The 24,517-nt window shown below is 60.0% G+C and carries 27 protein-coding genes; 14 read left to right on the plus strand and 13 right to left on the minus strand.

Features of this window, described 5'->3' with window-relative positions; genetic code table 11:
* Positions 1-82: 82 nt before the first annotated feature.
* Positions 83-3,547 carry an FtsK/SpoIIIE family DNA translocase gene (locus tag HMPREF0308_RS04105; protein WP_080548600.1) on the plus strand — a complete coding sequence of 1,155 codons (3,465 nt, stop codon included), beginning with the start codon at positions 83-85 and terminating at the stop codon, positions 3,545-3,547.
* Positions 3,548-3,782: 235 nt separating this feature from the next.
* Complete coding sequence (locus HMPREF0308_RS04110) at positions 3,783-4,901, plus strand: TerC family protein (protein WP_005528996.1); 1,119 nt, start codon at positions 3,783-3,785, stop codon at positions 4,899-4,901.
* Between the two features lie 108 nt (positions 4,902-5,009).
* Here HMPREF0308_RS04110 and HMPREF0308_RS04115 read toward each other — a convergent pair whose 3' ends face one another.
* A complete protein-coding gene (locus HMPREF0308_RS04115) occupies positions 5,010-5,303 on the minus strand; it encodes a YciI family protein (protein ID WP_034656833.1) in 294 nt (97 codons plus the stop codon).
* Between the two features lie 47 nt (positions 5,304-5,350).
* Here HMPREF0308_RS04115 and pgsA point away from each other — a divergent pair, with 47 nt between their 5' ends.
* From pgsA to HMPREF0308_RS04135, 4 genes are all read left to right on the plus strand, one after another.
* Positions 5,351-5,953: a CDP-diacylglycerol--glycerol-3-phosphate 3-phosphatidyltransferase gene (gene pgsA / locus HMPREF0308_RS04120; RefSeq protein ID WP_005528998.1), complete on the plus strand. Its 603-nt coding sequence runs from the start codon at positions 5,351-5,353 to the stop codon at positions 5,951-5,953.
* Entirely contained in the window at positions 5,953-6,432 is a 480-nt protein-coding gene (locus HMPREF0308_RS04125; RefSeq protein WP_005528999.1) for a nicotinamide-nucleotide amidohydrolase family protein, read from the plus strand. Before pgsA ends, HMPREF0308_RS04125 begins: the two co-directional genes overlap by 1 nt.
* Positions 6,433-6,476: 44 nt before the next feature.
* Positions 6,477-6,848 (plus strand): helix-turn-helix domain-containing protein, encoded by a 372-nt coding sequence (locus HMPREF0308_RS04130; RefSeq protein ID WP_034656969.1) that lies wholly within the window; start codon positions 6,477-6,479, stop codon positions 6,846-6,848.
* Positions 6,849-6,989: 141 nt separating this feature from the next.
* A complete protein-coding gene (locus HMPREF0308_RS04135) occupies positions 6,990-7,850 on the plus strand; it encodes a PspA/IM30 family protein (protein WP_005529001.1) in 861 nt (286 codons plus the stop codon).
* 3 nt (positions 7,851-7,853) lie between these two features.
* Here HMPREF0308_RS04135 and HMPREF0308_RS14325 read toward each other — a convergent pair whose 3' ends face one another.
* The 4 genes from HMPREF0308_RS14325 to HMPREF0308_RS04150 form a co-directional block, all read right to left on the minus strand.
* Positions 7,854-7,982, minus strand: coding sequence for a hypothetical protein (locus HMPREF0308_RS14325; RefSeq protein ID WP_005529002.1), 129 nt, complete (start codon positions 7,980-7,982; stop codon positions 7,854-7,856).
* 19 nt (positions 7,983-8,001) lie between these two features.
* A complete protein-coding gene (locus HMPREF0308_RS04140; protein WP_005529003.1) occupies positions 8,002-8,616 on the minus strand; it encodes an energy-coupling factor transporter transmembrane component T family protein in 615 nt (204 codons plus the stop codon).
* Between the two features lie 75 nt (positions 8,617-8,691).
* Complete coding sequence (locus tag HMPREF0308_RS04145) at positions 8,692-9,384, minus strand: energy-coupling factor ABC transporter ATP-binding protein (protein ID WP_005529005.1); 693 nt, start codon at positions 9,382-9,384, stop codon at positions 8,692-8,694.
* A 5-nt stretch (positions 9,385-9,389) separates the two neighbouring features.
* Complete coding sequence (locus HMPREF0308_RS04150) at positions 9,390-9,980, minus strand: biotin transporter BioY (RefSeq protein ID WP_005529007.1); 591 nt, start codon at positions 9,978-9,980, stop codon at positions 9,390-9,392.
* 146 nt (positions 9,981-10,126) lie between these two features.
* Between HMPREF0308_RS04150 and HMPREF0308_RS04155 the strand changes: the two genes are divergently transcribed.
* The 3 genes from HMPREF0308_RS04155 (at position 10,127) to recX (ending at position 12,316) form a co-directional block, all read left to right on the plus strand.
* Entirely contained in the window at positions 10,127-10,342 is a 216-nt protein-coding gene (locus HMPREF0308_RS04155) for a DUF3046 domain-containing protein (RefSeq protein WP_034656836.1), read from the plus strand.
* 240 nt (positions 10,343-10,582) lie between these two features.
* On the plus strand, positions 10,583-11,716 hold the full coding sequence (recA, locus tag HMPREF0308_RS04160; protein WP_005529010.1) for a recombinase RecA: 1,134 nt from the start codon (positions 10,583-10,585) through the stop codon (positions 11,714-11,716).
* A complete protein-coding gene (gene recX / locus HMPREF0308_RS04165; protein ID WP_005529011.1) occupies positions 11,717-12,316 on the plus strand; it encodes a recombination regulator RecX in 600 nt (199 codons plus the stop codon).
* Positions 12,317-12,361: 45 nt separating this feature from the next.
* Here recX and HMPREF0308_RS04170 read toward each other — a convergent pair whose 3' ends face one another.
* The 4 genes from HMPREF0308_RS04170 to gluA all read right to left on the minus strand — a co-directional run bounded on the left by HMPREF0308_RS04170 (position 12,362) and on the right by gluA (position 15,693).
* Positions 12,362-13,300 carry an amino acid ABC transporter permease gene (locus tag HMPREF0308_RS04170; RefSeq protein ID WP_005529012.1) on the minus strand — a complete coding sequence of 313 codons (939 nt, stop codon included), beginning with the start codon at positions 13,298-13,300 and terminating at the stop codon, positions 12,362-12,364.
* Positions 13,300-13,986, minus strand: a complete 687-nt coding sequence (gluC, locus tag HMPREF0308_RS04175) for a glutamate ABC transporter permease GluC (RefSeq protein WP_005529013.1) — start codon at positions 13,984-13,986, stop codon at positions 13,300-13,302. Before gluC ends, HMPREF0308_RS04170 begins: the two co-directional genes overlap by 1 nt.
* Before the next feature lie 62 nt (positions 13,987-14,048).
* Complete coding sequence (locus HMPREF0308_RS04180; protein ID WP_005529014.1) at positions 14,049-14,936, minus strand: glutamate ABC transporter substrate-binding protein; 888 nt, start codon at positions 14,934-14,936, stop codon at positions 14,049-14,051.
* Positions 14,937-14,964: 28 nt separating this feature from the next.
* Positions 14,965-15,693 (minus strand): glutamate ABC transporter ATP-binding protein GluA, encoded by a 729-nt coding sequence (gluA, locus tag HMPREF0308_RS04185; RefSeq protein WP_034656837.1) that lies wholly within the window; start codon positions 15,691-15,693, stop codon positions 14,965-14,967.
* Positions 15,694-15,959: 266 nt separating this feature from the next.
* On the opposite strand from gluA, the gene miaB reads away from it, so the two are divergent.
* Together miaB and HMPREF0308_RS04195 are read left to right on the plus strand one after the other, a co-directional pair.
* Complete coding sequence (miaB, locus tag HMPREF0308_RS04190; RefSeq protein WP_005529016.1) at positions 15,960-17,573, plus strand: tRNA (N6-isopentenyl adenosine(37)-C2)-methylthiotransferase MiaB; 1,614 nt, start codon at positions 15,960-15,962, stop codon at positions 17,571-17,573.
* Positions 17,574-17,592: 19 nt separating this feature from the next.
* A complete protein-coding gene (locus tag HMPREF0308_RS04195; protein WP_005529017.1) occupies positions 17,593-18,204 on the plus strand; it encodes an Rv2732c family membrane protein in 612 nt (203 codons plus the stop codon).
* On the opposite strand, the gene HMPREF0308_RS04200 is transcribed toward HMPREF0308_RS04195, so the two are convergent.
* Both HMPREF0308_RS04200 and HMPREF0308_RS04205 read right to left on the minus strand, forming a co-directional pair.
* Positions 18,201-19,238: a GNAT family N-acetyltransferase gene (locus tag HMPREF0308_RS04200; protein ID WP_248630691.1), complete on the minus strand. Its 1,038-nt coding sequence runs from the start codon at positions 19,236-19,238 to the stop codon at positions 18,201-18,203. The two genes, HMPREF0308_RS04195 and HMPREF0308_RS04200, sit on opposite strands and share 4 nt — an antisense overlap.
* A gap of 62 nt (positions 19,239-19,300) precedes the next feature.
* Positions 19,301-20,608, minus strand: a complete 1,308-nt coding sequence (locus tag HMPREF0308_RS04205) for a DUF349 domain-containing protein (protein ID WP_005529023.1) — start codon at positions 20,606-20,608, stop codon at positions 19,301-19,303.
* Positions 20,609-20,705: 97 nt separating this feature from the next.
* Between HMPREF0308_RS04205 and HMPREF0308_RS04210 the strand changes: the two genes are divergently transcribed.
* The 3 genes from HMPREF0308_RS04210 to dapF are packed head-to-tail and all read left to right on the plus strand — an operon-like array spanning position 20,706 to position 23,052.
* Positions 20,706-21,329, plus strand: coding sequence for a hypothetical protein (locus tag HMPREF0308_RS04210; protein ID WP_005529024.1), 624 nt, complete (start codon positions 20,706-20,708; stop codon positions 21,327-21,329).
* Positions 21,323-22,225: a tRNA (adenosine(37)-N6)-dimethylallyltransferase MiaA gene (gene miaA / locus HMPREF0308_RS04215; protein WP_005529025.1), complete on the plus strand. Its 903-nt coding sequence runs from the start codon at positions 21,323-21,325 to the stop codon at positions 22,223-22,225. The genes HMPREF0308_RS04210 and miaA overlap by 7 nt, the downstream gene beginning before the upstream one ends.
* Entirely contained in the window at positions 22,222-23,052 is an 831-nt protein-coding gene (dapF, locus tag HMPREF0308_RS04220; protein ID WP_005529026.1) for a diaminopimelate epimerase, read from the plus strand. The genes miaA and dapF overlap by 4 nt, the downstream gene beginning before the upstream one ends.
* Before the next feature lie 38 nt (positions 23,053-23,090).
* On the opposite strand, the gene HMPREF0308_RS04225 is transcribed toward dapF, so the two are convergent.
* On the minus strand, positions 23,091-23,687 hold the full coding sequence (locus HMPREF0308_RS04225) for a hypothetical protein (protein WP_005529028.1): 597 nt from the start codon (positions 23,685-23,687) through the stop codon (positions 23,091-23,093).
* Positions 23,688-23,710: 23 nt separating this feature from the next.
* A complete protein-coding gene (locus tag HMPREF0308_RS04230; protein ID WP_005529029.1) occupies positions 23,711-24,502 on the minus strand; it encodes a hypothetical protein in 792 nt (263 codons plus the stop codon).
* Positions 24,503-24,517: the final 15 nt, after the last annotated feature.

A 24,517-nucleotide genomic window follows, 5' to 3' on the forward strand; every position in this document is an offset into this window, starting at 1 on the left:
CCTTATTCACTCGGGAAAATATCCACCCGAAACTAGTGTGGCGTATGTGAATAGTGGTGCAAGGGCTACTAGAGTGGCGGATATGTCTGTCAAAAACGCACCGTCACGCGCCTCGCACCGTGGCCGCTCCTCAAAGGGAAGCGCCCGCCCTGCGAACCGATCGCGGCCGTCTGGCCGTACCGGTACAGGTAAGTCCTCGAGCCGGGGAAACTCCGAGCATCTCACGCTGACTTCCGCAAACCGCGCTGCTGAGACCTCTTCCGAGAGGACCGGCAGCGCATTTCGTGCTGTCGGTCGTGGGCTAAGCGCGGCTTTTGGCGCCACAGCGCGTGGCATGGGCGATATGGCACGCGGCGTCGGCCGTGGAATGAACAATCTGCGACCGAGTGACGGCGGTGCGGATGATCGCGATATCTACGGCGACTATGACACTGAAGATTACGATGATGTAAGGGAGCCGGAGGAAATTTCTACTCGGGGCAAAACCAAGAAGAGCAAGGTAACCCGCGCCAAGGACAATGGCAAAGGTCGGGGCGAGGACGTCGCGAATAATCCTGAGACTGCGCTGGACCGCTCTGTCGATCCTGAGGGCCGCGTCGCCCGGCAGGAACGCACCATCCAGATTTCCAATCCGGATGCGGTTGCGCTGACCCTGATTGGCATCGCGATTGTCCTCGCGTGTGCGGTGTGGTTCGACATCGTGGGCGTCATCGGTGCCTACCTCACCAATGCGGTGCGCTACGTCATCGGCGCAGGTGCGTACGTGCTACCAGTGGCGCTGGTGGCCCTCGCCATGGCGCTCATGATGGGGGTATCCGGCGTGGCCGGTCACCTCAAGCCACGCGTCGTGGGCGGTACCACCCTCATCATCGTGTGCATGCTGGGCCTCATCCACATCTTTGCCGGACTGCCTGCCCTGTCGTGGTCAAACAACGCTGCAGGTGACGCCGGCGGCGCCATCGGTTTTGTCGTGGGCCAGCTGCTCGAGGCGGCGTTCTCTGCTTATGTTGCGGTCCCGTTGCTGTTCCTGTTGATAATTTACGGTGCCCTGAACATCACGGGTATCACCCTGCGCGAGGCCTTCGACTACATCTCGGCGGTCTTCAACGACCTCATGGCCGGCTTGCGCGAGCGCAAGGACGGACGCTACGAGGACTACGACGAGGAGCTCCACGACGACGCCTATGGTCACGTCAATGACGATATCGAGGACATCGCCGAGGGGCGTGAACGCGCACCGCGTGAGGAACGCCAGGCGCAGCAGCCGCGCCGCGCACGCCGCCAGCGCCCACGCCGCCTGTCGACGCCGATGGATAACTACCCGGCAGACGCAAACGCAACGGTCTCCTTCGACTCCGCTCAAGCGCCGATGCAGGACGCTGATGAGGACGCCGCAGCTACTGCAGCGCGCGCCGAGCAGTCCGCGCTGCTCGATGATGCGGGGCAGCCGACCGAGGTTATCTCACAACCGGCCACGCCGGCGCACCCAGTGCAGCATGGCCGCCCAGAATTCAATTCAGCTATCCCGCGCAGCGTCGACGACACCGATGAGATTCCAGTAGTCCGCGACGAGGTGTCAACCACCGTGCTCCCAGCGTCTCCGCGCTCGGCAACCCCGCGCCGTACTTCCCAGGCATCTGCCAGCGCAGCCGGTGCCGCAATCGGCGGTGCCGCCGGTGCTGCCGCTGGCGCGGCTGCGGGTGCTGCGGCAGGAGCGGCGTCGCCAAGCGCTGCTCTCGACTCCGCAGCAGACGTGGTCTCCTCGGCACACGCTGAGGCAGTGCGCCTGTTCCAACAGCGATCCGGGCGCGATGCCACGACCGGCAAGTCCGTCGAAGAGTCAGCAACGCAGTCCCAGCAGTCCGCACCACAGGCGCAACCCGCACAGGCGGCTTCTGCTGCACCGGCCCCGGCACCTGCCCCTGGTGTGGCTAGCGAATCCGACTACGACGTGCCGACCACTGACCTGCTGACCCCGGGCAAGCCTGCCAAGGCTCGTACCGAGGCCAACGACCGCATCATCGAGGCCATCACTGATGTCTTCGAGGAGTTCAAGGTCGACGCCCAGGTCACCGGCTTTAGCCGTGGCCCAACAGTTACTCGCTACGAAATCGAGCTTGGACCAGGCGTCAAGGTCTCCAAGATTACGAACCTGCAGTCCAACCTGGCCTACGCCGTGGCCACGGACAACCTGCGTCTGCTGACCCCGATCCCGGGCAAGTCCGCAGTGGGCATCGAGGTGCCGAACGCAGACCGAGAGATGGTGCGTCTGCGCGACGTGCTTGATTCCCCGGCCATCGTTGGTTCCGACGATCCAATGCTCATCGGCTTGGGCAAGGACATTGAGGGTGAATACTCGTCCTTCTCCGTGAAGAAGATGCCACACCTTTTGGTGGCGGGTGCTACCGGTTCCGGTAAGTCCGCATTCGTGAACTCCATGCTCGTCTCGTTGCTCACCCGCGCGACCCCGGAGGAGGTGCGCCTCATTCTCGTTGACCCGAAGATGGTGGAGCTCACCCCGTACGAAGGAATTCCACACCTCATTACCCCGATCATCACTCAGCCGAAGAAGGCGGCAGCCGCCCTCCAGTGGCTGGTCGAGGAGATGGAGCAGCGCTACATGGACATGCAGTCCGCCCGCGTGCGCAAGATTGAGGATTACAACCGCAAGGTCATCTCCGGCGAGCACCAGGCACCTGCCGGCTCCCAGCGTGAGATGCGCCCGTACCCATACATCGTGTGCGTGGTGGATGAGTTGGCCGACCTCATGATGACCGCCCCGAAGGAAATCGAGGAGTCCATCGTCCGCATTACTCAGAAGGCACGTGCGGCGGGTATCCACCTGGTCCTAGCAACCCAGCGCCCTTCCGTGGACGTCGTGACCGGTCTGATCAAGACCAACGTTCCTTCCCGCCTCGCCTTTGCTACCTCGTCGCTGACTGACTCCCGCGTCATTTTGGACCAGGGTGGCGCCGAGAAGCTCATCGGTATGGGCGACGGTCTGTTCATCCCGCAAGGCGGACGCCCGGTGCGTATGCAGGGCGCGTTCGTTTCTGACGAAGAGGTTCAGGCTGTTGTCGATGCCGCGAAGGCACAAGGCCAGCCGAACTACACTGAAGGCGTCACGGAAGAAAAGAAGTCCGAGGCGAAGAAGGAAATCGACGAGGACATCGGAAAAGACCTGGATGATCTGCTTGAGGCCGTCGAACTTGTGGTTACCTCCCAGTTGGGTTCGACGTCGATGCTCCAGCGCAAGCTCCGCATCGGCTTTGCTAAGGCTGGTCGCCTGATGGACTTGATGGAATCCCGCGGTGTCGTGGGTCCTTCCGAGGGCTCGAAGGCACGTGAGGTTCTGGTCAAGCCGGAAGAACTCGACACCATAATCTGGATGATTAAGGGCGCGGATCCGGCTGAAGCCCCGAAGGAAATCCAGGAGGAGATGGCGCAGTCTGCTGACGGTGGCGACGCAGCGCTTGACGATGCCGCGTCCTCCGACGACACACGCACCGTGCAGGCCACCTACAACCCATCTTCTGGGGCGTTCTAAGAACCGGACTCCAGTTGCGCTGGTGATTTAATGCCCTACCGATTTAAATGCGGTAGGGCATTTTCTTTTGTGTAATATAGGACGAGTCTTGGAGGGGAGTACCCCGCTCCACAGCGATGATCGTCAACACGGCAGCTCGGTTTTATTACCAGGGTTCCCGGTCTCGCTGGCCCGCGTCGAGCGGGTGGGGGAGACCTCCGGTCAATTTCGTAACCCGACCGGAGGATATTTATATATGCATGTCCCATTGTGGATCTGGGCGATCACCATCGTCGTCATTCTCGGATTTTTCATCTTTGATTTCTACAGCCACGTGCGATCCCCGCACGAGCCTTCCATCAAGGAATCCGGCTCCTGGACCCTGTTTTATATGGGCCTTGCCGTCATCTTCGGCGGAATCGTCTGGGTGCTGTGGGATCACGAGCACGCCATTCAGTTCTACACAGGCTGGGTGACTGAGCAGGCCTTGAGCGTGGACAACCTCTTCGTGTTCGCACTGATTATGGGCTCGTTCAAGATTCCTCGCCGCTTCCAGCAGAAGGTGCTGTTGATCGGTATCGTGTTGGCGCTGCTATTCCGCCTCATCTTCATCATGCTCGGTGCTGCGATCATCCAGGCGTGGTCCGACGTGTTCTATCTGTTCGCAATCTTCCTTATCTACACCGCAGTCAAACTCATCATCGATGAGATCCGCGACGCTGAGGAGACGGACCCCAACGACATGCTCGTCATCAAGTGGCTGCGCAAGGTCGTTCACGTGACGCCGCGCTACCACGGTGACAAACTCACCCACCGCGAGGAATCCGGCCCGAAGAAGGGCAAGCTGGCTCTGACGCCACTGTTCGTGGCACTGACCGCTATTGGCCTCATCGACGTTATGTTCGCGTTTGACTCCATCCCGGCTATCTACGGCATTACTTCGGAGCCGTTCCTGGTCTTTACTACTAACGCGTTTGCCTTGATGGGCCTGCGCCAGATGTTCTTCCTGATTGATGGCCTCTTGGAGCGTCTGGTCTACCTGCCTTATGGCCTGGGCATCATCTTGGGCTTCATCGGCGTGAAGCTCCTCTTCCACGCGCTGCACGAAAACAACCTTCCGTTCGTGAATGGCGGTGAAAACGTTGGCGGCATTCCAGAGATCCCGACCTTGATGTCCCTGCTGGTTATCGTGGGCGTCCTCGCGGTGACCGTTGCCGCCTCTGTTTTGAAGAGCAAGCGCGATGAGGCCCAGGGTGGTATCTCGATATCTCACAACCACTATGATTGGGACGAAGAGGGTAACAAGATAGTTCGCACCAAGAGCGGCGAGTTTGTAGGCAAAGCTGCGGACCTACCGCAGTCAGAATTGCCTTAAACCACAAGTTTAAGAGGCGTTTACACCGCATCATAAAGGCCCGGAGAGAAACACTGTGCATTCCTCTCCGGGTCTTAGCATTTATCGAGGTTGGGCGCTTACTAGCTACTAGCTAAACGAGTTGATGACTGGATTCCACTCGCGGAAGTCGCGGGCGGTGACTGCGCCGGATGTAAAGAAAGGATCGTTGTCCATGGTTGCGGCAGCGTCTTCGATGGTGGCCGTCTCATCCGTGAACTGGAGGATAATCAACGCGCCGCCCTTGGCATCTGGGAATGGTCCTGAGCCAAGAATCTTGCCTTCGGCATTGAGGCCGTTGATGAATTCGCGGTGCGCCGGACGGTTATCAGCGATGGCCGGATTTTCAGGGTCATATTCGTAGAGTGTTGCAATGTACTTCATGCCCCTCATCTTAGGGAGTTGGGGGAGTCAGCCGCAGGAGCTTCAACATGGCAGGTAGGATTAGTCCCGTGAATGATTCTCAAGCTCAGCAAAAGGCAGCAGCGGCGTCGGATGTAAATCCCAACGTTTCCAACTGGAATCTGCCCAACGTCTTGACCAGCTTGCGAATTCTTTTTATCCCAGTCTTTGCATGGCTTGTCCTGGCGGACCATGAGTGGTGGGCGTTTGGCCTATTTGTGGCTTTGATGATCACGGACAAGCTGGACGGCGACATTGCTCGTTCCCGCGGTCTGATTACAAACTTTGGCAAGATTGCTGACCCCATCGCAGATAAAGCACTGATGACGGCTGCATTCGTCTGTCTCAATATCATCGGTGTGCTGCCTGTGTGGGTGACGGTGGTTATCCTGGTGCGCGAGTTCGGCATTACCTTGTGGCGCATGGCTTTGCTGCGCCAGGGCAAGGTGGTCCCGGCATCTAAGGGTGGCAAGCTAAAGACTGTTCTCCAAACCATCGCCGTTGCCATGTACCTGTGCCCGCTACCGAGCTGGATGGATATCCCTACCTTTGTGGTCATGCTGGCGGCAGTTGTGGTCACCGTGGTCACCGGTGTGCAGTACCTCATTGACGGTAGGAAGCAGAATTGCTAATGGATTCTCTGGCTAGCCAAGTAGTTGAAACGCTCAAGCGGCGCCGGGAAACCGTGGCGTTTTGCGAGTCTCTGACTGCTGGCCTAGCCGCGGCCACCGTGGCCACCGTGCCCGGCGCCTCTGCAGTGTTGCGCGGGGGATTGGTTACCTACGCAACCGAGGTAAAGTCCCATTTCTTGCACGTTCCTCTGGAGCAGCTGGAGGAACGGGGCGTGGTTTCCGCGTCGACGGCGCAGGAGATGGCCGTGGCTGCCGCCCGTGAGACTGGCGCGGATTGGGCGGTCTCGCTAACTGGTGTCGCAGGCCCTGATACTCAGGAGGGCAAACCCGCGGGCACGGTATTCGTAGGGATTGTGGGTCCCAGCGTTGAACCAACGGCGATTCAGACGGAGCACCTTTCTGGCTCGCGCGACGAGATTCGAACGGGTGCTGTAGCCGCAGCATTGAGCCTGCTTCTATCAACTTTGGAAGAAAATTAGCACTGTCGGGAACAAAGTGCTGACTTAGCACGTTATACAGGATGATGAACACTACAACAGCACTTCTTGAAAAGCCTTTAAACGCCACCCAGGCGCGGGTACCGGGTGCCGTCGAAACCCCTAAACGCGCTCCGGAACCGCTCCTTCGTGAGGCTTTGGGGCTCACGCTCCGCGCCTTCCGCGCTGACAAGGGCGTGACTCTCCGCGAGCTCGCCGGCGTGGCCCGTGTATCCCCGGGTTACCTCTCCGAGCTAGAGCGTGGACGCAAGGAAGTATCTTCAGAGCTTCTGGCATCTGTCTGCCATGCACTCGAGGTAAGCGTTGCTGACGTTCTCATTGAGGCAGCGGGCTACATGGCACTGCCGTCGATGGATGAGGAACTGGCGTCGACTGCCCCTGCAGCATCTGAGCTCTAACTAGCTTTTAATAGCCCGCGCTCCACAGCGAACTTTATGCCCTAGGCAACGCAGTGAGGCGCGGGCTTCGCTAGTATAGAGAACCGGAGAAATACTTTTTCAGAAAATTTTGAAAGCTAATTAGGAAGGCCCCAGAATACAATGGCGAATCCATTCGTAAAGGCATGGAAGTACTTGATGGCACTCTTCGATTCCAAGATCGAAGAAAATGCTGATCCGAAGGTTCAGATCGAGCAGGCTATCGAGGAAGCACAGCGTCAGCACCAGGAGCTTTCGCAGCAGGCAGCTGCTGTCATTGGTAACCAGCGTCAGCTGGAGATGCAGCTTAACCGTCGCCTGAGCGAAATTGAGAAGCTGCAGGGCAATACCCGCCAGGCTCTAGAGCTCGCTGATAAAGCTCGTGCTGCAGGTGACGCAACCAAGGCCACCGAGTACGAGAACGCTGCGGAGGCTTTCGCTGCACAGCTCGTTACTGCTGAGCAGTCTGTAGAGGACACCAAGAAGCTTCACGATCAGGCACTTCAGCAGGCTGAGCAGGCTAAGAAGGCTGTCGAGCGCAACGGCATGGCTCTGCGTGAGAAGGTCAACGAGCGCTCCAAGCTGCTGTCTCAGCTTGAGCAGGCCAAGATGCAGGAGAAGGTCTCCGAGTCGCTTAACTCCATGAACGAGCTGACCGCGAACGGCAACTCCCCTTCGCTGGATTCTGTGCGTGACAAGATTGAGCGCCGCTACACCAAGGCATTGGGCCAGGCTGAGCTCGCCGAGAACTCCGTTTCTAATCGCATGCACGAGATTGAGCAGGCTGGCGTTCAGCTCGCAGGCCACTCCCGTCTCGAGCAGATTCGTGCTGAAATGAACACCACCAAGGCTGTGGAGGGCAACCCCCAGCAGGCAATCGAGGGCAACCGCACTGCTGGTTCCGCTGCTGACAAGGCAGCTCAGCCAAATGCTGCAGCTGATGATGCTGTCCAGGCTCGTCTCCGCGAGTTGCGCGGCGAGTAAGCCTTAATTGACGCTACGAAAGTAGCCGATAGCCTCGAGCATAGGAAGGGCCTCACCCTTGGCATCCGCCGGGTGAGGCCCTTCCTGCATGTAGTGAGTTTCTGGGGACTGAAACTCGGGTTCCAAATTCATGGAGCTACTCTTGCTAGCGCTAATCGCCGACGCCGCGGGCTTGCAGGGCCTCACCCATGGCCTGGGCGCGGCGGATAGAGCGGATGACCACCGGTGTACCGAAGGCGAGCAGTGACGTGCCGGCGCCGCGTGCTTTGCGGGCGTCGAGGACTTCATTGACTGTGCCGAGCATTAGCGGCAACAGACGGATTGTCAGCGACATGGCAAGGCTGAGGTTTTCTACCGGCAGTCCGAGTTTCGCGAAAGGCTGTAGTGCCCGCTCGAAAGACTCCATCATGTCTGAAACCTTGGTAGTCAAGGTCAGCAAAACGGCCGCGATGATTGAGGCATAGACACTAAAAAACATCACCACTGCGGTGACAAAGTCCTTTTGCCACCACTGAAACGCGGCTAGGGCCAGCAAGAGATAAAGAGGCGGCAAAAGTTGGCCCCATGCCACACTGATAGGGATACGTGCAATGGGGTAGTAAGCCACTGCTATCGCGGCGGCGCCGATCGCGGTGGGAATGGATTTAGCCCACAGTGTGGTGACCACAATGAATGTAATGAGAACCACAAACTTCACCCACGTCGGACACCGGTGGATGATGGTGTCGGCATCAACGTAATAGCCAAGGGGGATGTTTTTCGGCACGGCTGGCTTCCTACTTCACAAAGAGTTTTGGTTGGGGCGATTGCTGAGTGGGTCGGTTCTTTTAAGCTGACTTCTTTAGCGCGGCCGTGAGGCCATGAGTTTGCGGTAGAAGGTAATGACCTCCTCGGGTGCGCCGTCGGCAGCGATCTTGTGGTCATTGATGCAGATGACGCGGTCGAAGTCATTGATGAATTCGAGGTCGTGGGTGACCACGATGAGCTGTTGCTCAAGTGCCGCGAACTCACGCCGGATGCGGTCACGGTTGCGTAGGTCGAGCAAGGTTGTCGGCTCGTCGGCGATGATGAGCGACGGGTCCATGACTAGTACAGCCGCCAGCGCAAGCAATTGTTTCTGACCACCTGACAGCGTGTGTGGTGATTGCTCCGCTAGATGTGAGAGCCCGAATCTCTCGAGGGCGGCGTCGACACGCGCCTTCTTTTCTTCCTTAGCTAGTTTCATGCGACGCAAGGAAAAGGCGACGTCGTCACGCACATTTGGCATCACGATTTGGTTCTCTGCATCGGAGAATACGAAACCCACTTTGCGGCGGACTTCTTTGCCGCTCTTCGCTACATCGACGGAGTCGACAAGCACTGTGCCCGTAGTTGGCTCACCCAAACCATTGATGAGACGCGTCAGCGTGGACTTGCCCCCACCGTTGGCACCGATGATTCCAATGCGCTGCTCACTGAGGGTCAGGTTGATATCAGAAAGGATCTCCTTGTCCTCGAAAGAGACGCAGACCCCTTGAAATTCGATTGTTGGCATAGTGCTTAAGCCGCGGATTCAGCCTTCTTTGTCACAGGCTTGCGGCCCATGAGATCAGGGAAAGCTGAGTGCACACCGATGGCGATGATGATCATGATCACCAGCTTGAGCGCATCTGGGCCGAGGAATGGGATCTGTGCCAGGGCAGCTTCTCCCCAGCCCATGCCCGCGCGCAGCGCCAGGCCGACGGTGCCGCAAGCGTACTGAACGAGCAAGCTGACAAAGCCGGCGACGGTAATCATGATGGCAAGGCCTGTCTTGTTGCGCGGTGCACGGTAAGCCACAGCGCCGCCGATGGCAGGGGAGATGAGGTAGCCCACGATGTAGCCAACGGTTGGGCCAGGCAGGGCGCTGATGACGCTACGTCCGCCAGCAAGGACCGGAAGGCCTACGAGGCCGAGAAGGATAAACAGCAGGCCCACGAAGAATCCGCGGCGACCGCCAAGAACTAGACCCGCCAGGGTGATGACGGCGTTCTGGATAACGATGGGAACACCGGAGACAGGACTTGGAATGGAAACGAACGCAAAAACGATGATGAGAGCGGTAAAGACTGCAACGTATGCGATGTCAGTCGCGACAGAGTTCTTTTTCATGGTGGGGAGATTACACGTTTGCCAACGAAGCAGGAAACCGGCAGTTTTGAACAGCGTTCAACGTGGGGTTTCGGCGGCGCTCTATGCCCTAGATGGGGGACTTGTCCTAGGGAGGGTGTGCAAGGCCGCCCTGTAGGATGGCTGGCATGCGATTGACGGAATATCACCAACTGGTTGTCGACGAGTTCGGCGAGTCCGAGGGGAAGTGGATTAGCCATTCCCATGTACTAGCAAAATATGGTGAGACCGCCGACGAGCTAATAGAGCGAGGTGTTGACCCGGGCGACGTGTGGGACGGATTGTGCGATGACTTTGACGCTCCCGAAGAAAGGCGCCTTGGGGTCGACTATCCAACCTTGTAATCGTTAGCTCGGCCTTTCGAACGCGTTGAAACCTTTATGGCCTGAAAATAGAACAGACACGTTGAATTTGAGTGGAAATTCGAACATCTGTGTGTGTATTGTTGTGGGGGATGTCAGGCTGATTCGATAGCTTTTGTCTGTCGGCGGAACCAATGTTGCGCAATAACAGTCTAAAAAGAAGAACTCGCGCTCATCGGCGCGTGAATCATTCTGCGTAAATAATCAAAGTTAGGGAAATAAATGGCAACCAAGAAGAAGTCCACTGCCGCGGCAGCTAAAGGTGATGACCGCCAAAAGGCTCTTGACGCCGCAATGGCGATGATTGAGAAGGATTTTGGTAAAGGCGCAGTCATGCGTCTGGGTGATGACGAACGCCCGCCAATCCAGGCGATCTCCTCCGGTAATACCGCGATCGATATTGCTCTGGGTATCGGCGGTTTCCCGCGCGGCCGTATCGTTGAGATTTACGGTCCTGAGTCTTCCGGTAAGACAACTGTTGCGTTGCACGCCATTGCTTCTGCACAGAAGGACGGCGGCATTGCCGCCTTTATCGATGCGGAGCACGCATTGGATCCGGAATACGCCCGTCTGCTGGGCGTAGACACCGACAACCTCTTGGTCTCCCAGCCGGATACTGGTGAGCAGGCGCTGGAAATCGCGGACATGCTTGTTCGTTCCGGCGCTATTGACATCATCGTTATTGACTCCGTGGCAGCGCTGACCCCGAAGGCAGAAATTGAGGGCGAGATGGGTGACTCCCATGTGGGTCTCCAAGCTCGTCTGATGTCCCAGGCTTTGCGCAAGATGACCGGTGCGCTTTATAACTCCGGCACTACCGCAATCTTCATTAACCAGCTGCGCGAGAAGATTGGTGTCATGTTCGGTTCGCCGGAGACCACCACCGGTGGTAAGGCACTGAAGTTCTACGCGTCTGTCCGTTGCGACATCCGCCGCATTCAGACCCTGAAGGACGGCCAGGATGCAATTGGTAACCGCACCAAGATCAAGATCGTGAAGAACAAAGTCTCCCCACCATTCAAGATTGCCGAGTTCGACATCATGTACGGCGAGGGCATTTCTAGGGAGTCCTCCATCATCGATTTGGGCGTGGAACATGGCTTCATCAAGAAGTCCGGTTCCTGGTTTACCTATGAAGGTGACCAGCTCGGTCAGGGTAAGGAGAAGGCGCGTAACTTCTTGAAGGAAAACAAGGACCTCGCTGACGAGATCGAGAAGAAGATCTTCAACAAGTTGGGGATCGGCTCTGGTGCGACTACCGACGAAGACATTCCAATGGACGTGCCAGGTGCGGATGATCCGCTAACTGATGAGGCAGTCGACTTGGTGCCAAACGTCGACTTTGACGACGAATAAATGAACAAGCCCGCCCCAGAGAAGCTCGAGAAGCTACGCCGGGCGCTGGAAGATTATGAATCCGGCGCCACTGGAGGCGGGCTTTTTGATGTCGAAGCAGAAGAAGCTAAAGCAAAGGTACGCAATCGTGCGTTGCTGTTACTGGATCAGCGCGCGCGTTCGCGAAAGGAACTCTCCGATCGTCTCATTGGGTTGGAGTTTGACCCGGAGGTCGTCGAGTCGGTGCTTGACGATCTTGCGAACGTGGGCCTGCTCGATGACGCGGCATTCGCGCGTGAATGGGTGCGCCAACGCCATGCGCGCCGCGGCAAGTCGGCGCGGGTGCTCGACCGCGAGCTGCAGCGCAAGGGGGTAGCGCAAGCAGACCGTGCGGAGGCGCTCGAGCAGGTGACGCAGGAGTCCGAGCAGTCCATCATGGAGGAGCTCGCTGCTAAGAAGGCGCGCTCGGTGAAGACGATCCCGGAAGACCGTGCGGAGCGCGACAAGGTGCTGCGGCGCATCGTGGGCGTGCTTGCCCGCCGCGGCTTTAACGAGGGTGCGTCGTTGCGCGTGGCGAAGGCGGCTCTCGAGGCGCGCTGCGCGGAGCTGGAAAACGAGTAAACCCCCAGCTGGTTGCTGAGGGTTCGGCTTGCCCATGTGAGGTGTTTATTCCGCGGGGTTGCGGATTTCCTTGTAGCCGGGTGCGTGCCAATCGGCGTTGACCTCGTCCTTGGTGTCGAGGCCCTGCGAGCGATGGTGCGGCACGGCGGCCACGATATTCTTGCGGGCGCGGCCGGCGCGCAGCTGGCGCTCGATGCGTTGGGCCAGCACTGTCAGTCCCCAGTTGATAAGGATCATGATGATGGCGACGGCGATGAGCGAAGCCAGGTAGTTTTTGTTGAAGGACGCGGACTGGATACCGGAGCGGACAACTTCGACATAGCCTATCTGGTAGCCGAGCGCGGAGTCCTTGAGGGCGATGACCATCTGCGAGATGAGCGCAGGCAGCATCGCCGCGACGGCCTGGGGGAGCAGCACCTTGAACATGGTCTGCTGGTGGCTCAGTCCCAGCGCCTTAGCTGCCTCGGTTTGGCCCTTGGGCAGCGAACGGATGCCGGAGCGCAGAATCTCGGCGACGACGGAGCCGTTGTAGAGCGTGAGCGCGAAGACAACGGCACCGAAAGCGAGGTGCTTGGACGGCACGAGGTCGTAGACCGCGAAGAGCTGGTAGGCGAAAATCATGAGCAGCAGCACGGGGATGGCGCGGAAGAACTCCACGACCACGCCGCACACCCAGCGGATGGGGCGGTGCTCGCTCAGGCGTCCCAGACCGAAGACCACGCCAAAGACGATGGCCAACAGAATGGAGGCGACGGCGGAGAAGATCGTGCCCTTGAGACCCGGGAGCAGATACGTCGTCCATGTCTGCGAGTTGAGGAACGGCGTCCACAGCTCAGGGCTGAGCTGGTTGCGCTCGTTCAACTTCATAAACACCCACGCGAGGACCGCGGTGGCGACGATGGCGGTGATGACTGTATAGATGGCGTTGTTGCGTCGGCCCTTGGGGCCGGGGGCATCGTAAAGCACTGTGGCGCGTACGGACATTATTTCTTCACCGCCAATTTCTCAGAGAGCTTGCCCAGGCCAAGGCCCATGGGCAGGGTGAGGATGATGAAGCCTGCTGCGAAGATGAGGAAGATGACAAAGAGCTGGCTGGCGTGGAACTCGATGGTCGACTTCATGAGCAGCGAGGCCTCGGCGACGCCGATGACGGACGCGATGGTCGTGTTCTTCGTTAGCGCGATGAGTGTATTGCCCAGCGGGACGATAGCCGCGCGGACTGCCTGTGGGAAGACGATGGTGCTAAATGTCTGGGTAAAGGACAGCCCGAGCGAGCGGGCGGCCTCTGCCTGACCGAAGTCCACGGTGTTGATGCCGGAGCGCAACGACTCGGCGACGAAGGCGGAGGTGTAGAGGATAAAGCCCACGATGGCCAAACGCACGTTGTTGTCGATGAGGAATGTCGCCGACTCGCGGCTCGCGAGCGTGACGCCGAGGGTCTGGTACAGGCCGAAGGAACAGAACAGCACGACCAGCGTGAGCGGCGTATTGCGCACGATCGTGATGTACGCCGTAGCCAGGAAGCGCAGAATGCCGACGGGGGAGACGCGCATCGCGGTCAGGATGGTGCCTAGAATCATGGAACCCAACGCCGACCACAGCGTGAGTTTGATAGTGAGCCAAAACGCGGGCCAGAGTTCTGGACCCAGCTGGCTCCACATGGAGCTCATGGTTTCTCCTCGTTCATTGGGGATGGGAGGGGCCGGGCTTTTGTGCCCGGCCTAAGGGGGCGTTATTCCACGAAGGACAGGTCGCCCGGGGTACCCGGCTCGATGGCGTCGCCCTTGCCGAGGTTGGCAGAGACGAGCTTGTCGAACTCGCCGGAGGAGTGCATCTCCTTGAGTGCAGCGTTGATGGCTTCCGTGGCTTCTTGGTCGTCCTTGGCCAGGCCGATGCCGTAGTACTCGTCGGTGAACGGCTTGCCGTCCTTCTCGAGCTCGACGACCTTGAACTTGCCCTCGTTCTGAGCGGCGTAGCCGTTGAGGATGGTCGCGTCCGTGGTCATCGCGTCGATGGTGCCCTGGGAGAGTGCCTCAACGCAGGAGGAGTAGGTGTCGAACTCCTGAAGCTGGACGGACGGCAGAGCCTCCTTGACCTTCTGAGCCGGGGTAGAGCCGGTGACAGAGCAGAGGATCTTGCCGTCGAGACCGTCGAGACCCTTAATTTCCGCGTTGTCGGCAGAAACGAGCAGGGCCTGGTGGGTGACAAGGTACGGGCCACCGAAGTTGACCTTCTCTGCGCGGGAGGCGTTGATGGAGTAGGTCGCGGCGATCATGTCGACCTGGCCGTTCTCGATGAGGGTCTCGCGCTGCGCGGAGGGGGTCTCCTTCCACTCGATTTTTGGCTCAGCCCAACCCTTCTCCTTGGCGATGTGGTTGACGACGTAGGTCGCGACGTCGACGTCCAGGCCGGACATGGACCCGTCGCCCTCGCGCAGGCCGAGACCCGGCTGGTCGAACTTGGTGCCGAGGGTGACGTTGCCAGACTCGATGTGGGCGAGTAGGCCCTCGCCTTCGCCGGGGGCGGAGTCGGAGGAGCCGCCGCAGGCAGCGAGCAGGGCGCCAGAGGCAAGGACGGCGGAGGTGGCGGCGATAACGCGGGTGATGTGGGAACGAGACATGGTGTTTCTCCTTGAGATGAGGATGGGATTAATGGTGGAGGATCTTGCCCAGGAAGTCCCGGGCGCGACCCGATTGCGGGTTGGTGAAGAAAGAGTCAGGGTCGGTATCTTCGACGATCTCGCCGTCGGCCATGAACAAGATGCGGTCTGCGGCTTTGCGGGCGAATCCCATCTCGTGCGTGACGACGACCATGGTCATGCCCTCCTTGGCGAGGTCCGTCATGACGTCCAAGACCTCGTTGACCACCTCCGGATCGAGAGCGGAGGTCGGTTCATCGAAGAGCATGACCTTCGGCTTCATCGCGAGCGCGCGGGCGATGGCGACGCGCTGTTGCTGGCCACCGGAGAGCTGCGCCGGGTATTTGTCTGCCTGGTTGGCAATCCCCACGCGGTCGAGGAGCTGGAGTGCTAGGTCGTTCGCGGCGGACTTGGACATCTTGCGCACCTTGATGGGGCCCAGCGTTACGTTGTCCTTGATAGTCAAGTGAGGGAAGAGGTTGAACTGCTGGAAGACCATGCCCACGTCGGCGCGCAACGTGGCCAGGGCCTTGCCTTCCTCCGGCAGTGGGGTGCCGTCGATGGCGATGGAGCCGGACTCGATGGTCTCGAGGCGGTTGATGGTGCGGCACAGCGTGGACTTACCGGATCCCGAGGGACCGAGCACGACAACGACTTCGCCGCGCTGGATCTCGAGATTAATGTCGCGCAATGCGTGATAATCGTCGAAGTACTTTTGTACGTCGCTGATGCGAATCATTGGGGAGTCGCTCACATCATTACTTCCTTCCGTATGTTGAACGGGTCATGTTGGGATAATAGGGTGCGCTGTGTCACAAGGTTGGGCAATAGGGTCACGTTTTGATAACGCTTCACCCGTCTGTAAAGAGGATTCTATCTGTCGTAATATAGAAATACCTGGTAAATGAGGAGAAATATTCATGCGGCGAAGTTGGTAAACAGGGGAGGAGCGCGTTTATGAGTTACCCCCGAGCGTCGTTAGAATGAACCGACGTGAGCGCCCCCATGAACACTAGAAACCCCAAGAACGCCGTCACCGGAGTTGATCCGGAGGTCTCCCTCGGTCAGATCGCGCAGAGCGCCGGCACCAACCCGGATGGTTCCGCCCGCACCTATGAGGTGCGTACTTTCGGCTGCCAGATGAACGTCCACGATTCTGAGCGCATCTCGGGCCTGCTCGAAGAGGCTGGCTATGTTGCTGCCGCGGAGGAACAAGAGCCTGACCTCATCGTCTTCAATACCTGCGCGGTGCGTGAGAACGCCGATAAGCGCCTGTACGGCACGTTGGGCGCGTTGAAGAAGACCAAGGAAAACCACCCTGGCATGCAGATCGCCGTGGGCGGTTGTTTGGCACAGAAAGACAAAGATACCGTCCTCGACAACGCGCCGTGGGTCGATGCAGTCTTCGGTACCCACAACATGGCAGCACTTCCCACGCTGCTCGAGCGCGCTCGTCACAACGACGAGGCGCAGGTGGAAATCGTCGATTCTCTAGAGGCCTTCCCGTCCGTGCTCCCGGCCAAGCGCGAGTCCGCCTACGCAGGCTGGGTATCCGTGTCCGTGGGCTGCAACAACACTTGTACCTTCTGCATCGTTCCTTCCCTCCGTGGTAAAGAAGAGGATCGCCGCCCAGGTGACATCCTCGCTGAGGTTCAAGCCTTGGTTGACCAGGGTGTTTCCGAGGTCACCCTCCTCGGCCAGAACGTTAATGCCTATGGAGTGAACTTCGCTGACCCAGATTTGCCGCGTGACAAGTTCGCCTTTTCCAAGCTGCTGCGCGAGGTAGGCAAGATTGAGGGCCTCGAGCGCCTGCGCTTTACCTCGCCGCACCCAGCTGAGTTCACCTCTGACGTCATCGACGCCATGGCTGAGACCCCGGCCGTGTGTCCGCAGCTGCACATGCCTTTGCAGTCTGGCTCCGATCGCATCCTGAAAGAGATGCGCCGTTCCTACCGTTCTAAGAAGTTCTTGGCCATCCTCGACGAAGTGCGCGAAAAAATGCCGCACGCGGCGATCACCACCGACATCATCGTCGGCTTCCCGGGTGAGACCGAAGAGGACTTCGAGGCCACCATGGACGTCGTCAAGCGCGCGCGTTTCGCCTCGGCCTTCACTTTCCAGTACTCGCCGCGCCCGGGCACCCCTGCTGCCGAGATGGAGCAGCAGGTACCCAAGCACATCGTGCAAGAGCGCTTCGAGCGTCTGGTTGCCCTGCAGGATTCCATTCAGGCTGAAGAAAACGCCAAGCTCATCGGCACCGACGCTGAGCTGCTGGTCCAGGCCGAGGGGGGCCGCAAGGCAGGGGAGACCCACCGCCTGACGGGCCGCTCCCGCGATGGGCGCCTGGTGCACTTTGCGCCCGTGCTTGTCGACGCCGCTGGCACTCGCACCGAAATCACCGCGGACATCCGCCCTGGCGACGTTGTTCACACCACCGTGACCGATGCGGGTTCCTTCTTCCTCGTGGCTGACTCCGGCGTAACCTCGCACCGCCGCACCAAGGCGGGCGATATGTCCGCAGCCGGTCAGACACCCACCACCGCGCCGATTGGTGTGGGCCTGGGACTGCCGCAGATTGGCAAGCCTGCGCGCCAGCAAGATGACGCCTGCGGCTGCTAGAGGAGTACGCTAGACCACCATGAGTAATCAGTACGAACAAGCCCACGCCGCTGAACGCGCGGCTGCCAAGAAGATGGAACTGGGAAACCACAAGGTCACTCTCATCATCGCTATCGTGGTGTGGGTTGCGTACTTGGTTCTGCCCTATGCTGGCCCGGCGCATGGGTGGGAAGCGCTGCAACTGGGCACCACGGATGACGGCGTGCGGATCTCCATCATGGAAACTGTCTCTGCATGGTTCTCCCTCGTGGGCATTGGCGTGCTGACCACCCTGACTGTGGCCACACGTTGCACCAACTTTGCGCTCGCCGCGTGGATGATGGTGACCATTTCCTTCTTCATTAACCTGTGGAGCTTCTGGTTCCGCGGTTCCACCGCTGATAGCCCTTCCATCGGCATGTGGGTAGGAACCCTCGCGAGCCTCATCGCCTTTCTTGCATACTGTCAAGTGGCGTTCAAGCGCAGCCCAGAGCAGGTCGCAGCTGCTGAGAAGGCCCGCCGCGAAGCCAGCAAGCTGGACCAGGTGGGAATCCTGCAAACCGAGGCAGCAACCACCCTCCCGCCGGAGGAGAACCCGCTGCTTATCGACGACCGACGTCGCCAAGCAGCGCAGCGTTATAAGAAGTCCTAAAGCTTGAGCTCCCACGCCGACGAGGTAGAGATGACCTCCGCGCCAAGGTGCTGGTAGATGCGGATCATGGCCGGATCGGCGTCGGCTACCGAGCAATAAGCACGCCGGGTATCAGGCCACCACTGAGCCACCTCGTGCAGTGCATGCAGCTTCGCTGACGTGGCTAGTCCCACACGCCGCCTATCGCGCGCAGTGACCGTGAGCGTCCACTCGCATACCTCGGGATCTGCGTCGTGATGGCGCGCCAACTCGGTGAGTGCCACGATACGGCCTTCTTCCTCCACTGCAATGAGCAGCGTGTGTGACTTGCGCACCCGCAGGCGGGAGTGGGCTTCGGCCAAGCGCTCCCGTGTCCAATTAATAGGCTCCGTGTTGAGATCCCCGTAGACCGCATCCGTGGATGCGACCGTTAGAAGGTCCAAGATGTCGTCGAGGTGATGCTCTGGGATGTCATAGTCCGCGAACACGTGGAAGCTGCGGCCCGCCACCGGGAAAGGCCGGGCAGGGGAGTCGGGGAACTCGATGAACATCTGGTGTTCTGAATGCTTGGGCTGGAATCCCAGCTCCGTATAAGCGGTGGAAAAAGGATCGTAAGAGTAGTCCGCTTCAGCTGGGTAGAGCATGCCGATTTGCGCCACACTGCGACCAAACTGGCGGGCCAAAGCCATTGCGTGTTCGGCGAGCTGACGCGTTACTGCCAACGCCTCGGGCTCAAGTTCTTCGCCCGGCAGGGGCAGGTAATCAGCGCCGAGCACGCATTCGATCTCGGCATTCTGGGTCTCCTCGAGCAGCGGAAGGGAGATATGGATAAAGCCGTCAAAGTCGAGCTCCGGGCTGGGCTCTACCGCTGGAATAGTGGGAAAGCCTAGCTCACCGACCTCCAGCGGGGTGTCCTCAGTCAGTCCAAACAAGTAGGTGACAGATTCGGTGGAACCTTGTAGGCGCTGTACCACCCGCGAAGGCGCGGAAGAGGCCGCGGGATCGCCGGAGGCCTCCTGTGCGTAAAGGTTCGCATCGAAGACGAAACTGCGCACGCAGTCGGCGGGCTCCCCGCGGCCGGGTACGATCTGAACGAGCAATTACTTGCGGGTGACCGTCACTTGTCGTTGACTGCAGCGGCAGCTGCGTCGGCGAATTCCTGCCACTGCGCAGCCTGTGCGCGCAGGTCCTCGGCCTTCTTGGCATTGCCCTTGGACTCGGCTGCTGCAGCCTGAGCCGTCAAGTCATCAACCTTGGACTGGAACTGGGCTACGCGTGCCTGTGCTTCTGGATCAGTGCGGCGCCACTCGGAGTCCTCGGCCTCAGCGACGCGCTTTTCGAGTACCTCGATCTTTGCCTCGTACTCGCGGACCTGGTTACGCGGAACGTAGCCAATCTCCTCCCACTTTTCCTGCAGCTCACGCAGCTTTGCCTTGGCAGTCTCGATGGACTTGGAAGGATCGATCTGGGAATCGTACTCAGCGATGAGTGCGTCCTTGGCCGCAGCGTTGGCGGCGAACTCTTTGTCGCGCTCGTCATTGACAGCGTTGCGTGCAGAGAAGAAGTGGTCTTGTGCGGCGCGGAACTGCGCCCAGAGCTTGTCATCAGCCTCGCGCGGTGCGCGGCCGGCTGCCTTCCACTCGGTCATGAGGTCGCGGTAAGCGCGAGCGGTCTGACCCCATTCCGTGGAGTCCTGAAGTGCTACGGCGCGCTCAACAAGTTCCTCCTTGCGCTTGCGTGCGGCGGCGCGGTTGCGGTCGAGCTCCGCGAAGTGGGCGCCGCGGCGGCGGTTGAAAGAATCGCGCGCACGGGAGTAGCGCTTCCAGAGTGCGTCGTCAGTCTTGCGGTCAATGCCGCGGATCTGCTTCCACTCTTCGAGGATGGCGCGGATACGGTCACCCGCGGCCTTCCAGTCGGTGGAGTTTTCTGCGATGTCTTCTGCCTCGGCGGCCAGCTTCTCCTTGGCAGCGATGCCTTCCTCGCGGCGGCGTGCTTTGTCTGCCTGTGCTTGCTCACCAGCAGTTACGGAGTGCTCGATGACAGCGCCCAAGCGCTTATTGAGTGCCGCAATGTCGCCGATAACTGCAGCGGTAGGCAAGGTCTCACGCAGCTCAGCAGCGGTGGCCTTGATGGACTCAGCCTCGCCAGGATGTGCCTTGAGGCGAGCCTCGAGGAGCTCGATCTCGGTGGAGAGATCGTCGTAACGTGCGCCGTAGTGAGCCAGGCCCTCGGCCGGGGTACCAGCCTTCCACTCGCCAATCTTGCGCTCGCCCTCCGGGGCGTTGACGTAGACCGAACCGTCTTCTTCCACGCGGCCCCACTTGGCCGGATCATTGTGAGGAGTCTGCTTCACCGGCTGCGCACCAGGACGAGGGCCTGGACGAGCACCCTTCTTGGGCATTGAACCTGGGGTTGGGATCGACATGGTTGAAACCGCCTTCGTGAAAAGTCGCGCCGCGCGTCACGGCTGCCTAGAGTGTTCTCCCTTACAGTACCTTCTCCTACACTAGGATGAGGAAGCAATGTTAAATCTTTTGGTAATGCCTTCTTCCCCCGCCCTCGCGGCTGAGCTTTCGCCTGCTGATGGCGCCAGCCGGGCCCTTCTTGCCGCTGCTCGCCAACTGGTTGTGGAGTTTGCGGAGGCCTCAAGATTAGGGGAGGAAGCAGCGGAAATCGAGGTGGACATCGTCGGTTCGCGCGATCCGCGTTGGCATACTAACCTCAGCGGCTCACTGCGGGCATGGGGCGCACCCAGCGTCGAGCTTGGTGCGGGAAACTATCTCCCGGAGCTCATGGCGCGGTATGTGCTAGACGGCGTCGTTAAGCACCGCGTCGCCGATACCCGAGACCACGTGGGTACCCCGCGTGCCGGCGTCCTCACCATGGTGTGCGTGGATGGCAGTGCGGGGCTTACAGCGCGGGCGCCGCTTGCGCTTGTCGACGGCGCGGCAGACACCGCCCTGTGGTGCGAGTCCCTGCTCTCCGGCGTGGACGTGGACTGCGACGAGTCTTTGCTGGCGGAGACGGGCGTGCTGGAAACCCGCTTGTGGGCTGAGCTTGCAGCTTTGCGGCCCACGCAAGCGGAATTGCGTGCGGCCGATTCCACGCTGGGCGTAGGGCGCTACGTTGCGGGGTGGCAATGCTAAGGCCCATCGCAGTCGTGGGGCCCACCGGATCCGGTAAATCGGACCTGGGCGTCAAGTTGGCCCATGAACTAGACGGCGAAGTAGTAAACGTCGACTCAATGCAGCTTTACCGTGGCATGGACATCGGCACTGCCAAGCTCACCGTAGAGGAACGGGAAGGCATCCCGCACCACCAACTCGATGTGTGGGAGGTGACAGAGACGGCTTCCGTGGCGCGCTACCAGCAAGACGCCATCGCTGACGTCGAGGACATCATGGCCCGCGGCAAGACGCCTATCTTGGTCGGGGGCTCCATGCTTTATGTGCAAGCACTCGTGGACGATTGGCAGTTTCCGCCCACGGATCCGGCAGTGCGCGCGAAGTATGAGGCGCGGCGTAAAGATATCGGCATCGAGAAGCTGCACGCGGAGCTCGCGGAGATTGACCCAGCCGCAGCCTCGATCATCGAGGACAAGGACCCGCGCCGGACTGTTCGCGCCCTGGAAGTCATCGAGCTGACCGGCAAGCCTTTCAAAGCCAGCCAGCCTCCCAAAGATGCGCCGCCGCGCTGGGACACGTTGTTGCTGGGGCTGCGCACCGAGGCAGAATGGCTCAATCCACGCATTGAGCTGCGTAGCCGGCGCATGTTCGAGCGCGGGCTTGTGGCAGAGGTCGAGGCCCTGCAGGACGCAGGCTTAGTGGAGGATTCCACGGCGAGCCGCGCAATCGGATACGCGCAGGTATTCCAGGCCCAACGCGGCGAGTTGACGTGGGAAGAGGCCGTTGAGCGCACGATTACTGGAACGCGCCGCTATGTGCGCCGGCAGCGGGCCTGGTTCAACCGCGACAAGCGCATCAACTGGCTGGATGCAGCCGGTGATACCTACCAGCAGGCGCTGCGTATTATTGAGGCATGAAATTTGCCAAGGGACACGGTACTGAAAACGACTTCGTCATCATCGAGGATCACGAGGGCACTCTAGAACTAAGCTCAGAGCGGGTCCGCGTTCTGTGCGATCGCCGCGCTGGCATCGGCGGCGACGGCCTTCTGCGCGTGGTGCGCGCTGGCGCACTGGGTGAGCCAGTGGCTGAGGGCATTGCCCCTGCGGACTGGTTCATGGATTACCGCAATGCCGATGGCTCTGTGGCTGAGATGTGCGGCAATGGCACGCGTGTCTTCGCACACTGGGTGCGCTCCCGCGGTTTGGTGGACAGCGAGAGCTTCGTCGTCGGCACTCGCGCAGGGGCAAAGCAGGTCACCGTGCATTCCTTCGACGAGCATGATGCGCAGGTCAGCGTGGAGATGGGCCCTGCGGAGGTTACCGGCGTGTCCACTGCCTCGATGGTTGGAGAAAACTTTGCCGGCTTGGGCGTTGACATGGGCAACCCGCACTTGGCTGCAGTGATTCCGGGCCTCACGCCGGAGTCTTTGGCGGATATGGCTTTCGCGCAGCCGGAGTTCGACCACGAGTTCTTCCCGCATGGCGTCAACGTTGAGGTACTGACACAGCTTGTCGACGGCGCGGTATCCATGCGCGTCTTCGAGCGCGGGGTGGGGGAGACCCGGTCTTGCGGAACCGGTACGGTGGCCGCGGCACGAGCCGCGCTTGCCGACGCCGGCGAGGGTGCCGGAACCGTCATCGTCAATGTTCCCGGCGGCCAGGTGCAGGTAGAGATCTTCGACGGGGGTTCACGTCTTACTGGGCCTTCGCGCATCGTGGCTGAGGGCACCACGGTTCTCTAGCTCATGGCTGTTTAGCTGCAGTCTTTGCAGACACAGCTTTAGGCTTTGTCCTCAGGGGTCTCAGGGTCCTCAGGGGCCTTAGGGGACTCAGTGCGACGTAGCTCGCGGTTCTCCTGCGGGCGGCGGTCATATTTCGTGCCCAACGAATGGGCCGCGCGCCGAGCCGCGAGCCAGGTCTCGCGCAGCTCGGTGGCGCGCTCATCGGTGACCTTGAGGAGCGATTCGAGTTCATCTGTCTCGATGTCGTTGCGGTAGACGCGGGTTTCGAGCCGGCGCAGGAAACGCTTGGCGCCGCCCAGCTCGTAGTGAAAGGCCTCGATTGTGGGATCCACGCAATCGAGATCCAACAGCGCTGGACGGTACATGGTGCGATCAGCGATGGAGTCGGTGCTTTCTGAGTTACAGAAATCGTCGTATTCAGCGATCACGTCACGAATATCGTCCGCGGAAAGATCGATGGAGGTACGCAGCGCGGAATGCTCGGAAGCATCGGGCCGTCTTGAGGCGAGCAACCACATGGCGCCCGCAACCAAAAGGGCAATAAAAAGACCAGATAGCTTTAGCGTCCCGATGAGCGCAACGGCAGCCACCACCGCGAGGGCGATGGCCAGCGCATGACGACTGCCTGAACCCATACCTGGCCTTTCTGCTTTGCTACTTAGTGTCCGCCGCAGCCGCCGGAGCCGCAGGAGCAACCGCCGCCGGATCCGCAGCCACCGGTCGGCATTTCGATTGAAGCAGTCAGCATAGCAGTTCCGGCTAATACTTCATCTTTCGCAGGGAGCTCGCCAAAGGAAGCTGGCAGGCACAGATCGAACGGGAAAGCACCGTCCATGACCAAGTGCATGAACTTTTCACCGGTCAGTTGGTTGTGGCGCCACGAGGATTCCATAACGCGAGCTGCGAAACGGCATCCTGGAGTAGGGGCCGCGGCACCGGAGCCGGAGGAAACGATTTCCGCCCCCTCGGACTCGAAGGCGGCCGGGTATGCTCCAAACTCGGCCTCGTAGGCTTCCGCAGTGGCGTAGCGCTGGACCTTGAGGCCCATAGCAGTCAGGCCGATCTGCTGCCAGGGCTGGGTTTCCTCGTCAACGAGGAGTGGGCCCTGGGCGAGGTTGGCGGTGGCTTGTGCCAGCACGGTGCCGAACGGATCGAGGATCTCCAAGAAAGCGAGAACGTCGTTGACCATGGATACGTGGGCGAAGGCCTGGGTTACAGACTCGAAACCGATGTAGGTGGCAAACGGCTCTACGGCCAAGATGTTGATCTGGGCGCCTGAAGGGTCTGCGAATTGGATGAGCTGGCCGTCGCGGATTTCACCAGTGACGGTGAGCAGATTAGTGGAGATGGCTGCCTCGACGGCATCTTGCCAGCGCTCGAAGTTGAGGCCGATGGCCTCCATTTCAGCGTTGGCCTTAGTGGCGGTGGGATTCTCGGTCATGGTGGCCATTGTATCCCGCCGTTA

This window comes from Corynebacterium striatum ATCC 6940 (genome assembly GCF_000159135.1).
Classification (GTDB): domain Bacteria; phylum Actinomycetota; class Actinomycetes; order Mycobacteriales; family Mycobacteriaceae; genus Corynebacterium; species Corynebacterium striatum.